The 14,960-nt window shown below is 55.8% G+C and carries 6 protein-coding genes; 3 read left to right on the top strand and 3 right to left on the bottom strand.

The genetic code is table 11. From position 1 onward, the window contains the following. Together CGZ80_RS00565 and CGZ80_RS00570 are read right to left on the bottom strand one after the other, a co-directional pair. Positions 1-1,356 carry a glycosyltransferase family 4 protein gene (locus tag CGZ80_RS00565; RefSeq protein WP_094410827.1) on the bottom strand — a complete coding sequence of 452 codons (1,356 nt, stop codon included), beginning with the start codon at positions 1,354-1,356 and terminating at the stop codon, positions 1-3. A gap of 57 nt (positions 1,357-1,413) precedes the next feature. Then, the gene (locus tag CGZ80_RS00570; RefSeq protein WP_094410828.1) at positions 1,414-2,406 is read right to left on the bottom strand and encodes an NAD-dependent epimerase/dehydratase family protein; all 993 of its coding nucleotides are present in this window, start codon (positions 2,404-2,406) and stop codon (positions 1,414-1,416) included. Positions 2,407-3,199: 793 nt separating this feature from the next. Between CGZ80_RS00570 and CGZ80_RS00575 the strand changes: the two genes are divergently transcribed. After that, positions 3,200-3,961 (top strand): LON peptidase substrate-binding domain-containing protein, encoded by a 762-nt coding sequence (locus CGZ80_RS00575; protein WP_094410829.1) that lies wholly within the window; start codon positions 3,200-3,202, stop codon positions 3,959-3,961. A gap of 76 nt (positions 3,962-4,037) precedes the next feature. Here CGZ80_RS00575 and CGZ80_RS00580 read toward each other — a convergent pair whose 3' ends face one another. Further along, positions 4,038-5,609 carry a sulfatase family protein gene (locus tag CGZ80_RS00580; RefSeq protein WP_094410830.1) on the bottom strand — a complete coding sequence of 524 codons (1,572 nt, stop codon included), beginning with the start codon at positions 5,607-5,609 and terminating at the stop codon, positions 4,038-4,040. 852 nt (positions 5,610-6,461) lie between these two features. On the opposite strand from CGZ80_RS00580, the gene rpoB reads away from it, so the two are divergent. Then, complete coding sequence (gene rpoB, locus CGZ80_RS00585) at positions 6,462-10,184, top strand: DNA-directed RNA polymerase subunit beta (RefSeq protein ID WP_094410831.1); 3,723 nt, start codon at positions 6,462-6,464, stop codon at positions 10,182-10,184. Between the two features lie 228 nt (positions 10,185-10,412). Next, positions 10,413-14,798: a DNA-directed RNA polymerase subunit beta' gene (rpoC, locus tag CGZ80_RS00590; RefSeq protein WP_094410832.1), complete on the top strand. Its 4,386-nt coding sequence runs from the start codon at positions 10,413-10,415 to the stop codon at positions 14,796-14,798. Positions 14,799-14,960: the final 162 nt, after the last annotated feature.

Raw genomic sequence — 14,960 nt, forward strand, 5'->3', positions numbered from 1 at the left:
TCAACCAAGTGGGGCGTTGGGCGATTGAACCGTAACGCCGATCGGGAAATTGGTCACGACCGGAGCCAGCATTTTGGGGCGTGGGACAGATGCCGGGTCAATCAAGTGATGCAACATCCGTGCGAAGCGTTCCACAATGACGGTCCGGTCGAATTCCGTCAATGCGATGTGACGAGCCGTCTTTTGCCGGCCGCCCAGTTTGGTTCGCTGCTTGATTTCTCGTCGCGATTCACCCTCTGCGATCGCGACGGCATTCGCAATTAACTCTGGCGAGCCGGGGCGAACACACCAGCCAAGCTTGCGGTCGATGATCGTCTGAAAGAGATCAGTTTTGGGGTCTGCGATCGCGATAACGGGCCGTCCCACAGCCATGATGCCATACAGTTTGCTCGGGCACAGACAACCTACAACGCGTTCGTGCATTGAAACGACGTGGACATCGGCAGCAGACAAGCTTTCGTAGAGCTTTTCGCGAGGTTGGTAGGACACGAACTGCACCCTGTCCTCGTTCAATCCAAGTCGCTGTGCATGTTCGATAAGGCGATCGCGTGACGCACCATTGCCGACCAGCAATAGCTTTGCTCGCTGTGGCCATTCCGGCGAAGCGGCCGCATCGATCAGGACTTCCAATCGCTGGGTCAGTCCCATATTGCCAGAGTGCATGACGACGAAACGGTCATGCAATTGGTGCCGCAGGCGGAAGTGATTGTTGAAATGATCGACCGGGAACAACTTCGAACAGTCAGCCCAGTTTGGCATGATTTCGATTTTTGACGGTTCGATGTTCCACGCTGGGTTGGTCAAGCGGTCTTTCATGCATTGGCCAAGCACCAAGATTTTTGATGCGTCTTGGTAAGCGATTCGCAGCCGCTGGCGAATCAGTCGGCCGGCCATTGGCAAGCGAAGTTTGCCGATTGCTTCGGCAACGTCCGGATAGATGTCTTGCAGGTAAACACAGTGTCGCGAACCGATTCGGCGTGCGTGTTTGGCACCTGCGATCGGCAACATGAAGGGGTCCGTTTCACTGATCACCACGTCAGCGGCAAGACCGGTCGATTCGAGGTATCGGTCGACCGCTTTGTAGAACGAAATCATCCCCAGGATTCGGCCGAACGGGTTCTTCTTTTCGAACCGTCGATGATCCAGCCGATGGATGGTGACCCCTTCGCGAACTTCGATGCCGCTTGCATTGAAGCGTACATCGTGTTCAGGGAAATTCGGCTGACCACAAACCACGTGAACGTCAAACTCGTCGGCGAGACCTGCACAGAGGTCCGTCAGCAGTTGACCGGTGGCTTCGATATCTGGCCAGTAAGACCGATTCAGAAAAACGATTCGAGGACGTCGTGTCGACAAAGGTAGTTGCTACTTGCGGCAAGCCACTCCGTGAGGAATGACTTCAGGCGATGGGAATCAAGGCAGCGGAATTTGCTGCGACCAAGGTTGATTCTGCCGGTACCAATCGACCGATGCGTCGAGACCTTCTTCAAGGCTGACTTCGGGCGTCCAGTCCAACAGTTCTTTTGCTTTACTGATGTCCGCGCTGGTCGTCATCATGTCGGCTTGGTGGAAAGGCTTGTAGTTAATCTTCGCCTTTTTACCGAGTCGTTCTTCCAGCATTGCGATCAGTGTGTTGAGCGAGACGGGTGTTCCGCCGCCGCCCAGGTTGATGATTTCGTATCCGACGGGCTTGGCCGCCAAAATGGTTCCGCGTGCGATGTCGTCGACGTAGGTAAAGTCACGTGATTGTTCCCCGTCACCGAACAATTCGATCGGCGTGCCTTCGTCAATCCAACGGATGAAACGAAAGATCGACATGTCAGGCCGCCCCGCAGGTCCGTAGACCGTGAAGTAACGGCAGATGGAAACGTCAAGTTTGTAAAGGTGGTGATAGCTGTATGCCATCACTTCAGCCGCTTTCTTGCTGGCGGCGTACGGCGATATGGGAGTGTTGACCGGAAGGCTTTCCTGAAATGGCATCGGTTGGCCGGCGTACAGCGACGACGTCGAAGCGAGCACGAACTTGCTAACGCCTGTCCGATGCATTTGGTCGATCAGGTTCAAGCTGCCAAGTGAATTCGTAGACAGATAAACGTAAGGGTTCTCCATGCTGTAGCGCACACCAGCACGGGCGGCCAAATTAAAGACCGCGTCGAATTTGTCCGCATCAAAGATCTTTGCCAACGCTTGGGCGTCTTCGATGTCCGCTTCATGGAAGACAAAGCGGTCCGACTCCAGCGATTCCAAGCGATGCCGTTTCAGCTCGGGCGAATAGTAATCGTTAAGGTTATCGATCCCGACGACTCGATGACCGCTGTCCAGCAGCAAACGGCTCACTCGCGAGGCGATAAAACCGCCGCAACCGGTGACGAAGTAGGTTGATCCTGGTTGAGTCGTGCTATTCATGATTCAGCGTTTTCGGGAACGTGGCATTTCCGGGGGGGAGAATATGTCACCGGGATTCTAGCTGGGGTGTTTCGCAGTGGTAGAGGAAGTCCGTCTATAAACAGCCTTCGCGACCACCAACCGCGTCCAAGGCGCGGACTTCGTCCACTTGGGTGACAGTGCTTTTGTTTGCCTGCCACCGCCTCGATGCAATTTGCTCGAATCCCGCCGCATCAGAATCGCATCGAAGATGCTGCGGAGACCCGTCGCTTTTCATCGCCATCTGGCCAACATCGGAGCCAAAAAGTTCACGCGGATGAGTGAGCAAAACGAGGGTTTGGTGCAGGTTGTAATGAAGGTCACAACTGGGCGTCCGAAAGCCCTAGAACGCCGTAAACGCCCGTGTTTTACGGCGTTTTTGTGTTGTCAAAATTTGAATTTGGGGGAACACGGACAAAGCAAAAAACGTCATCGTTCTCGCCCATGTTGATCGCCCGACGTAGCGTTCTCGAATCGGGTGATTCTCTGATTCAACGATGCGCCGTTCATGTTGCCAAAAGTCAACGCCCCGGCACCGATCGAGACCTATGTTGCAGCGTGAGAAGGATTACAAGGTTTCCTTTTCGCCATTTCCTGGGCCTGGCGTTTTCCACGCAATTGGCAAATCGCTACAGTAGTGGGGTGAATCGACTGACACCGGGCGCCTCCGCAATCAAATGTGTTCACCGGCGTTTGGTGCCGAATAACACTGGCTGGCCCTTTTAGCAGACGTACTTTAAGAGACTCCTTTCACACATTTTTCGACGGAATCGCCATGAGTGACTTGGATGATCTAACTCGACTTCCTGACGATTTCGATGGTCAAGTGCGGTTGTTTCCGTTGCCGTCATTGGTGTTGTTCCCACATGCCGTGCAGCCGTTGCATATCTTCGAGCCAAGGTATTGCGAGATGTTGTCAGACGCGCTGGCGACTGACGAGTTGATCGCGATGGCAACACTCACCGACCACGTGTCCGGTGCCATTGGTCAGCCTCCGATTGCGCCAACGGTCTGTCTCGGTCGGATCGTTTCCCATGTGGCTTGCGATGACGATCGGCACAATATCCTGTTGGTCGGGATCAAGCGGGCACAGATCGCTACCGAGATCGACGCGAAGCGATGTTTTCGCATCGCCAAGTCAAATGTGCTCGACGACCTCTATCCGCCCACCGGCAAAGCGACGCGGCGACAACTTCGCGCCGAGTTGCTCGATGCGTTTGGTGAAGTCATCCCATCTACGAAATCCGCGAAGCAGGAGCTCGCCGAGTTATTGACCGGATCGATGGGGTTGGGACCGATCACCGATATCATCGCCCATACTTTGCCGCTGCCGATTCCGATGAAGTTGGACTTGTTGAAAGAGTACAACGTCGATCAGCGCGCCGAAAAGCTGATGGGCTTCCTCAAGTCTGGCGCGGTGGCGCTGGGGCTGTCCAAGACGGGGGCGACTGGTTCCTCCGACGCGAATTCGGAAACCGCCGGAGCTGACGACACACCGGGCGGGATTCGGTTTCCACCGCCGTTCAGCGTAAATTGAACGACAGCGTGAATTGAACGACAGGCTATCAAGCCGGAGGTCGTTCGCTGGCCCTGTTGCTCGTTGGCAGCAGTTGCTAGTTCGCTTCAGTCCAATCGGGGCGGCTGTGCCCAGCCGTTTTGATTGCGTCGAGTCGGGCGAGCAGTTCGGCAAGCTTGTCGGGGTGTTGCTCGGCAACGTTGTTGGATTCGCTAGGGTCGTCGGCAAGGTTGTAGAGTTCGTATCGTCCTGGCCCCTTTTCGTATGTCAGATGTTTGCGCGGTTTGGCATCGGGATACGACAGCACCTTCCAGTCGCCGACTCGCAGCGCAAGCGTTGGTCCTTTGTTGGGCTGTTGAAGCAAGTGATCCCGTCCCTTGGCGTTCGGTGTGCCAAGCAATACATCGATCATATTGAAGCTGTCGGGGCATGCGCCGGCGGGCAAGGGTTGGTCCACCAGGGCAGCAAGGCTGGCTGGCAGATCCACAGTGCAGACAACTTGGTCGGACTTGCCAGGTTTAATGGTTCCAGGCCAAGACGTGATGAACGGCGTTCGTGTTCCGCCTTCGTAGATGCTGTATTTACCGCCGCGATAAATCCCTGATGGCTTGTGCGAGTGCAGTTGTTCGATCGCGCCGTCTTGATAGCCATCGTCCAGTACTGGGCCATTGTCGCTGCAAAAGACAACCAACGTGTTTTGGTCAAGGTTTAGACGTTTCAGCGTGCTGGTCAATTCACCAACGCACCAATCCAGTTGGACAATCGAATCACCGCGAAAGCCGAGTTTTGTTTTGCCTTGGAATCGCTCATGCGGCATGCGCGGCACGTGCAAGTCGTGTGACGCGAAGAAGAGGAAGAATGGCTTGTCCTGATTCGCTTCGATGAAGTCAACCGATTTCTCCACCCACGCATCGGCGAGGTCTTCGTCGCGCCAGCGGGCTTGGTGACCGCCGGTGAAGAAGCCGATGCGACCGATGCCGTTGTGGACGGTTTGGTTGTGCCCGTGGCTCCAGTCCATCTTTAACGTGGCGCGAACTTCGGGATCGCTGCCCAGCGGATGGTTCTCGTCAGGACGGTTGTTGCCTACCCAGAGTGGGTCGTCCGGATCAAGATTCACAACGCGATGGTTTTCGACATAAACACTTGGGACGCGATCGTTGGTCGTTGGCAACAAGTAGCAGTAATCGAAGCCAATTTCGAGCGGCCCGGGTTTCAGTTCTCCGTTCCAGTCGGGGGCATCGCCTTGGCCGAGGCCGAGATGCCATTTGCCGACCACGCCGGTTTGGTAGCCGGCTCGTTTCATCAGTGACGCGACCGTTTCTGTGCCCGGCTCGATCAGGCTGGTCGCGTTGGGCGGCGCGATGCCTGCGCCGGGTTGCCGAAAGGCATACTTGCCGGTCAGGAACGAAAAACGCGTCGGGGTGCAGGTCGATGCGCTGCAGTAGCCCTGTGTGAATTGCTGGCCGCCTGCGGCAAGCGCGTCGATGTTTGGCGTTTCCAGTTCCGTCGCGCCGTAGCAGCTCAAGTCACCGTAGCCGAGATCGTCGGCCATGATCACGATGATATTCGGCGGTCGTTCTGCGGCGTCGGTTCTTGATTGGGAGTAGCTGCCGAAAACGAAAAGGGCAGCGAAAAAGCTGGCGAGCAGCGTAGGCGGGTGAGTGGTCATGCGGCGGGAGCATCGCGGGGGCAGGGAAGCGGTGACGGCGAGTTCCACCGTTATAGCAGGTCCCGATGCCTCCGACGGAACCATCTGGACTCCCGAGCCTGAGCAGCCTCCGGTGAGCTGCCCGAAGGGTCTGCGGGAGGGGGCTCGGGGTGCCATTTGGCGGTAAGAAGCCGAGAAATTCCCGGAAATTTATCGCGAACCGGGAGATGGCGGCTGTGCTGTGCGCCAGCTCAAAACCCGTTCTTTGGCGTTAAGTTGTTTGGTGGCAGTGGTTTATGCTGGAAAATGCGTGTACAGCACAATTCGGGCCACTTTTTGGCGATGGGGTTTTCCATGTCACCGGGTTTTGATATTCTCCCTAGTGAGCCGAGGTTCCAGCCGTACCGACTCGCCGTGCCAGCCCTGATCATCTATCAGGCCCTAATAACCGGGCAACACCTGCAGGTGTAACGATTGATCGGACGTGACCGGTGAAGAGGACATGTATTTGGTCACGTTAGTTTTGACGATTACGTCTATCACATCCTTGTGTGCACATCCCCACGACAGAATGAATGGTCGTGCCGGGGATGCTGCTACCGTTACAGCCAGTAATGCTTGGCTGTGGTCGCTGTCTGGCACCTCGCTGATCAAATCAATCGACAAGATTGCTTTCCATCCATGGAGTCTCTTGAAACAAGGTTGGTCATGTCAATTGGAAAGTTGTCGAGTCTTAGCCTCCGTTGCATTCGCCCGAATCCCAAGGTGGGTTGAACTTGAATCGTCGGCAGATCACTGCCTCGTTTCAGTTGCCCATTCCTAATAGCCGTCCGAGATCACGCATCTCAAGTCCAGCAGGAGCTTTCTCTACCGATGGCAGTTACGTCCCACCGTCGTCTGATTCCAACAAACGTCCGTTACTTCGGCAGCGATCAAGGTGAGTTTGATCTCCCTGATTTGACCGCCTTGCAAACCGCATCCTACAAGGAGTTTTTGCAGGAGGATGTCTCCACCGAGGATCGTATCGATAAGGGATTGGAAAGCGTGCTGCGCGAGATCTTCCCGATCTCCAGCTATGACGGCAACATCACGCTCGATTACCTTCGCTACGAACTCGGCAAGCCACGTTACACCAGCCAGGAATGCCGTCAGCTGCGACTGACCTACGGCATGCCGTTGCGTATTTGGCTGCGATTGAATCGTGAAGAGCCGCACGAGGAAGAAGTTTATCTCGGCGACATGCCGATCATGATGGGTGGTGGCGAGTTCATCATCAACGGTGCTGAACGCGTCGTCGTTAGCCAGCTACACCGTTCGCCCGGTGTCGACTTTGTCTGGGACACGGACACCACCACCGACCGCAAGCTGCCTTCTTGCCGCGTGATTCCCGAACGCGGTAGCTGGGTTGAGTTCAACGTGACCAAAAAGGACTCGTTGACCGTCCGGATCGACCAAAGTGGTAAGTTCGCCGCAACGACGTTGCTTCGCGCGATGGATCCCAAGTACTCCACCGACGCGGACATCCTGCAAGCTTTCTATCCGACACGCACCGAGTCGCTCGATGGCATCGAGAGCGCTGCCGTGATCGAAGGCAAGATTGCCGTCGATGACGTCGTGTTCCCATCGGAAAGCGAGCGTGCTGGCGAAATCATCATCGAAGCGGCACACCGCATTTCGAAAGAAGTCGCCGAAGCAATTTGCACCGCCGGTGTCACCAGTGTCGAAATCATGGACGCACCAAAGGTGCCCGTGATCTTTAACACATTGATGGAAGACAACACCGCCAGCCACGAAGAAGCGTTGCTGCGGATCTACCAGCGGCTGCGTCCCGGTAACCCGCCACAGCTTGAGAAAGCACGTGTGCTGTTCGAAGAGAAGTTCTACGACGACAACCGATATCGTCTCGGTAAAGTCGGCCGCTTCCGTTTGAACCGTAAACTGGGACTTGGCGTCAGCGAAGAAGTCATGACGCTGCGTCCGGAAGACATCATCGAGTCGATCCGCTACCTGATCGATTTGTTCGATCCGGACAGCAACGCAGAAATCGACGACATCGACCACCTTGGTAACCGTCGTCTGCGTACCATCGACGAACTGGCTTGTGAGGAACTCCGCAAAGGATTCCTGAAGCTTCGTCGTACCGTTCAAGAACGCATGAGCGTCAAAGACGCGCAGGACATGACGCCGCGTTCGTTGATCAACCCCAAAAGCGTTTCGGCGGCGATCGATTACTTCTTCGGTCGTGGTGAACTTTCGCAGGTCGTTGACCAGACGAACCCGCTGAGCCAGTTGACCCACGAGCGTCGTCTGTCGGCACTTGGACCTGGCGGTTTGAACCGTAAACGTGCGGGCTTCGAAGTTCGTGACGTTCATATTTCGCACTACGGTCGTATCTGCCCGATTGAGACGCCTGAAGGTACGAACATTGGTCTGATCAGCTCGTTGGCAATCTACGCCGGCGTTGACGATTATGGCTTCTTGATCACGCCTTACCGCTGCGTCAAAGAAGGCATCGTGACCGACGAAGTCGTCTGGTTGCGTGCTGACGAAGAAAACGAAGCCTACATCGCTCCAGCCGATACGGAGCTTAGCGAGCGTGCGTTGGTATCCGGGCCAAACATGATCGCCCGTTTCCGCAGTGACTTCCAAATCGTTTTGCCGACCCAGGTGAACTACATGGACGTCGCGCCCAGCCAAATGGTTGGCGTCTCGGCAGGTTTGATCCCGTTCCTCGAGCACGACGATGCGAACCGTGCGTTGATGGGGTCGAACATGCAGCGTCAAGCTGTACCGTTGTTGGTCGCCGAGCCACCGATCGTCGGAACCGGGATGGAACGCGAAGTCGCACGCAACAGTGCGATGGTCGTCCGTGCCCGCCGCGCCGGCAAAGTCACTTATGTTGACTCCTGCCGCATCGAAATTGGCAGCGATCACTACGAGCTGAAAAAGTACCAAGGTCTGAACGAACGGACTTGCCAAAACCAAAAGCCGCTGATCCGCCTTGGCGACCAAGTCGAAGAAGGCCAGATCATTGCCGACGGTGCGGCGACTCGTGATGGCGAGTTGGCACTGGGACGCAACGTGTTGGTCGGGTTTATGTCGTTCGATGGATTCAACTACGAAGACGCGATCATCATCAGCGAAGAGTTGGTTCGTAACGACACGTACACTTCGATTCACATCGAAGACTTTGACGTCGAAATCCGCGAAACCAAACTGGGCCGCGAAGAGTTCACGCGTGACATTCCAAACGTCAGCGAAAAAGCACTCCGCAACCTGGACGAAAACGGCATCGTCCGTGTCGGTACCTACGTGAAGCCGGGTGACATCCTGGTCGGTAAGGTCAGCCCGAAAAGCAAGACCGAATTGACACCGGAAGAAAAGCTGTTGCACGCGATCTTTGGTCGCGCCGGTGAAGACGTCAAAAACGATTCGCTGGAAGTGCCTTCGGGTATCGAAGGGATCGTGATCGACACCCACAAGTTCTCCCGCCGGATGAGCTTGAGCGAAGACGAGCGGAAGGAATTCGAGCGTGAACTGAAAGAGGTCGAAGCGATCGGCAACGCCGAAATCGCTAGCACCTTCGAATCGTTGGTTCGCGACCTGGAAGAAGCCGCCGGCACCAAGCTGAAAGACTCGACCGGTACTCCGCTCGCGGATGGTCAAGATCCTAAGTTCGTCGCCGAGCGAGCGATCGCGTTCCGCTTGGATCACGTCATCGGTCAGGTGAAAGGCGAAGATAGCATTGCCGCTGTTGAAAAGGTTTACCGGACTCAATGGCGTAACGTCGAAACCGCAATCGATCAGCGTGACCGCAAGCTCAACAGCATGAAACGCGGTGACGAACTTCGCAGCGGCGTGTTGCAAATGGCCAAGGTCTATATCGCGACCAAGCGAGTGATTTCGGTCGGTGACAAGATGGCTGGTCGTCACGGTAACAAGGGGGTGATCGCCAAGATCCTTCCGATCGCCGACATGCCTTTCCTGCCAGACGGAACTCCGCTGCAAATCATGTTGAACCCGCTGGGCGTTCCTAGCCGGATGAACGTGGGGCAGATTTTGGAAACCCACCTCGGTTGGGCCGGTGCGAAACTCGGCTTCCAATCGATCACACCGGTTTTCAACGGGGCGACCGAAGAGGACATCAACGATGCACTCGAAGAAGCCGGCCTGCCGCGTCACGGTAAGGTTCGTCTGATCGACGGCCGTACCGGTGAACCGATGGAACAGGAAACGACGGTCGGTTACATCTACATGTTGAAACTGCACCACTTGGTCGACGATAAGGTCCACGCACGTAGCACCGGGCCGTACTCGTTGATCACGCAACAGCCACTTGGCGGTAAAGCCCGCTTCGGTGGTCAGCGTTTCGGGGAAATGGAAGTTTGGGCTCTCGAGGCCTACGGTGCCGCGTACATCTTGCAAGAGCTGTTGACCGTCAAGAGCGACGACGTCGAAGGCCGTACCAAGATCTACGAATCGATGGTCAAGGGCGAGAACACCCTGGAAGCCGGCACGCCAGCCAGCTTCGACGTATTGACCAACGAAATCCGAGGACTCGCGTTGAACATGCAACTGGAAAAGCGGCCGATCTAGTCGCACGACGTCGTTGACCGCGTGGACGCCAGGAATGCGGCGTCCCGCGATCATGAACCGGCGATCGAGACCACGGTTTCGATCGCAGCCTGACACGTTCAGGTGCACGACACAATCGAAAGCTCGTCAGCGAGACACGGACTGATTCCGAACTAAGGATTCCCTGACGAACTTCCTTTCAACCGAAAACCAATAGCTCAACCGCTCACTGCTAAAGGCTCACATATCATGTCGATTGGCGAAACCAGCAACTACGATCGCATCAACGACTACGCTTCGGTTCGGATTTCGTTGGCGCGACCGCAGGACATCAAGAGTTGGTCCTTCGGCGAAGTCAAGAAGCCCGAAACAATCAACTACCGAACCTACCGTCCAGAAAAAGACGGTCTGTTTTGCGAACGGATTTTTGGCCCCGAAAAAGACTGGGAATGTGCCTGCGGTAAATACCGTGGGATGAAATACAAAGGCATGATCTGTGACCGCTGTGGTGTGAAAGTCACTCACAGTCGCGTGCGTCGTAAACGCATGGGCCACATCGATCTTGCTGCTCCGGTCGTTCACATCTGGTTCTTCAAAGCAATGCCCTCGCGTCTGGGCAACTTGCTGAACATGAAAACCAGCTCCTTGGAAAAAGTCATCTACTTCCAAGACTACGTGGTGATTGACCCAGGTCAGACCGACCTCGAGCACCAACAGCTGTTGACCGAAGAAGAGTTCCGCGCCGCTCGTGCACAGTACGGCGTCGGATCGTTCGAAGCCGACATGGGTGCCGAAGCGGTTCGCAAGTTGCTGAACCAACTGGATCTGGTTTCCTTGTCCGAACAGCTTCGCATCGAGCTGGACGAAACCGGCAGCAAGCAAAAGAAGAAAGACCTGACGAACCGCTTGAAGATCGTCGAGTCGATCCGTGACAGCGACAACCGTCCCGAGTGGATGGTGCTGGACGTGATCCCGGTCATTCCTCCCGACTTGCGTCCCCTCGTTTTGCTGGACAGCGGCAACTTCGCGACCAGCGATTTGAACGACCTTTATCGTCGGATCATCAACCGGAACAACCGTCTTCGCAAGCTTGTCGACCTGAACGCGCCCGAAGTCATCATCCGCAACGAAAAACGGATGTTGCAGCAATCGGTCGATGCGTTGTTTGACAACAACCGCTGCAAGCGTCCCGTCCTCGGATCGTCCAACCGTCCGCTCAAGTCGTTGACGGACATGATCAAAGGTAAGCAGGGTCGTTTCCGTGAAAACCTGCTCGGTAAACGTGTCGATTACTCGGCACGTTCGGTCATCGTCGTCGGGCCTCGTTTGAAGCTACACCAGTGCGGTCTGCCAAAGAAGATCGCGCTCGAACTGTACCAGCCGTTCATCATCCGCCGCCTGAAAGAACTCGGCCACGCTGACACCATCAAGTCGGCAAAGAAGATGCTGGAGCGTAAGGACGAGGAAGTTTGGGATATCCTGGAACAGGTCATCACCAACCACCCCGTGCTGCTGAACCGTGCTCCCACGCTTCACCGGATGGGCATTCAAGCCTTCGAACCGACCTTGGTTGAAGGCAACGCGATCAACCTGCACCCGCTCGTTTGTAAAGGCTTCAACGCCGACTTCGACGGCGACCAGATGGCGGTCCACTTGCCGCTTTCGATCGAAGCACAGGTTGAAGCTCATACGTTGATGATGAGTACCAACAACGTCTTCGCGCCATCGAACGGTAAACCGATTATGAGTCCTTCGCAGGACATCGTGATGGGTTGCTATTACATGACTTGCGAACTGCCCGACCGCCGTGGCGAAGGCATGACGTTCAGTGGTTACCAGGAAGTCGAGTTTGCCTACGCACAAGGCACCGTCGACCTGCACGCCAAAATCAAGATGCGTCTGCCCCGCCACCAGCGTCTCAAGACCGAGAACAACGATGGGCAATACGGCCAGATCATCGAGACCACCCCAGGACGCGTTCGGTTCAACGAAATGCTTCCCGACGGGATGGATTACTACAACCGTGCGATGCGCAGCGGTGACTTGGCAGGCGTGATTAGCGATTGCTACCAGCGTCTTGGCCGTCGTCAGACGATTCACCTGCTTGACGACATGATGCAGATGGGCTTCCGTGAATCGACGCGAAGTGGTCTGTCGTTCGGTACTGACGACCTCGTGACTCCGGACTCCAAGATCGGCTTCATCAAGGACGCCGAAAAGGAAGTCATGCGTCTGAAGAAAGACTATGACCGCGGTCTGATGGGTAACGACGAACGTTACCAAATGGTGCTCGACGAATGGACCAAGGCTCGTGAATTGATCACGACCGACATGATGGCCGCGATGGAGAGCGACACGCGAAAAGGCGACTGGTACATCAACCCCGTCTTCTTGATGAGTCACTCCGGTGCACGGGGTGGTATCGCCCAGATTCGTCAGTTGGCCGGTATGCGTGGTCTGATGGCGAAACCAACCGGTGAAATTATCGAGACGCCCATTAAGGCAAACTTCCGTGAAGGTTTGTCGGTGCTCGAATACTTCAGTTCGACGCACGGTGCACGAAAGGGTCTGGCCGACACCGCCCTGAAGACGGCGGACAGCGGTTACCTGACACGTAAGCTCGCCGACGTCGCTCAGAACGTGGTTATCACGATGGACGACTGTAGCACCACGCAAGGCATCACCAAGGGTGTTGTCTACCGCGGTGAAAAAGTCGAAGTTCGTCTTGCCGATTCGATCAATGGTCGTGTCAGTCGCAAGTCGATCGTGAACCCAGTGACCGACGAAGTGATCGTCGAAGAAAACGAGATGATCACGCCCGAAATCGCTCGCAAGATCGAGCAGATGGGGCTGGAAAAATTGCAAGTCCGTTCGCCAATGACCTGCGATGCACCGCTTGGTGTTTGCCGTCGCTGTTACGGCATGGACATGTCAACCGGTGCCATGGTCGAAGAAGGCATGGCCGTCGGTATCATTGCTGCTCAGTCGATCGGTGAACCCGGTACACAGCTGACCATGCGTACGTTCCACATCGGTGGTTCGGTGAGCAAGGAAATGCAGCAGTCGGACATCAAGAGTAAGAAGTCCGGTGAGGTTCGTCTGACTCGGATCCGTGCGGTTGAGAACAAGGACGGTCGTAAGGTCGTTCTGACCCGTAACGGCGAAATCGCGTTGGTCGACGATCGCGGTCGTGAATTCGAAAGCTATCCGATTCCAACCGGTTCGATCCTTCTGGTCCAAGACGGTCAGAAGGTCAAGCCAGGCGAAACGCTTTGCGAATGGAACCCCTACTCGGTGCCGATTCTGTCGGAAGTTTCCGGTAAGGTCCGCTTCGAGGACATCGTCGAAGGCGAAACGGTCCGTAGCGAACGTGAAGCATCCGGTAAGAACCGCTTGGTCGTCGTCGATCACAAGGGTGATTTGCACCCTCAAATCGTCGTCGAAGACAACACCGGCAAAGCACTCAACGTGCAGTTCTTGCCCGAGCGTGCGACCATCTCGGTCGTCGACGGTCAAGAGATTGTGCCTGGTACCGTCCTTGCTGAAATCCCACGCGACAGCGGTGGTGTTTCGGACATCACCGGTGGTCTGCCGCGGGTTACCGAGATCTTCGAAGCTCGTAAACCGAAAGACCCTGCGATCATTGCCGAGATCGACGGTGAAGTCGAAATCTTGCCAGAGAAGAAACGTGGTAAGACGACCATGTTGGTCCGTAGCGAATCGGGTATCGAACGCGAACACATGATCCCAACCGGTAAGCACTTCTTGGTGCACACCGGCGACATCGTGCGTGCCGGTCAATCACTGGTGGACGGCCCGTTGGTTCCCCACGACATCCTGCGTGTCTCGGGTGAAGAAGCGGTGCAGCAGTACCTGCTTCACGAAATCCAACAGGTCTACCAAGCACAGAAGGTAGAGATCAACGATAAGCACTGCGAAATCATCATCGCTCGCATGTTGCGTAAGGTGAAAGTCGAATCGCCCGGCGATACCAACCTGCTGCCAGGTTTGGTGATCGACCGATTCCAATTCCGTCACGCCAACCAAGAACTGACGAAGTGCTTGAAGGTCGTTGATGCGGGCGACAGCGATTACACCGAAGGCGTTATCATTCCGAAGGAATTGTTCGAAGAAACGAACGCCAAGATCGAAGCCCAAGGCGGAACCCCGATGAAGGGTAAGAAGCCGAAAAAGGCAACCGCCAGCACCCAGTTGCTGGGGATCACCAAGGCAGCCGTTCAGTCGAACTCGTTCATCTCGGCGGCGTCGTTCCAAGAAACCACCAAGGTGTTGACCGAAGCGGCATTGGCCGGCAAGGTCGACAAGTTGGTCGGTCTGAAGGAAAACGTGATTTTGGGACACCTCATTCCAGCCGGTACGGGTTTCCGCGTCTTCCAAGAATCGGAAGTCAATTACCGTCCCGAAGCGGTTGAGGAAGCGGTCACCAACGCCGTTCCTGACCTGACGCAAAGCTTCCCGTTGTTGGAAAGTGGTGACACCGCAATGGGAGCTCCTAGCAGCAGCCCAATCGACCACGACGCGACGCGTCTGATGGGTGATGCCAACCCAACATTGGCCGACACCGGCGAGCAACCACCGATGCTCGGCGGCGACTTGCCTCCAATGGGCGAGTAAGCCGATCGGACTCGATCGAAACTGATTCAAAATCCCGCTCGCGTCACCGGCGCGAGCGGGATTTTTTTGTGAACCGGCTTCCACCCGGGCGGTTCTTGATTCCTATTGCCATTCGATACAATGGCGGATGCGAAACATTACTTTTTCCAGGACCCATCCGTG

Origin of the sequence: Rhodopirellula sp. MGV (genome assembly GCF_002251265.1) — a bacterium.
Classification (GTDB): domain Bacteria; phylum Planctomycetota; class Planctomycetia; order Pirellulales; family Pirellulaceae; genus Stieleria; species Stieleria baltica_A.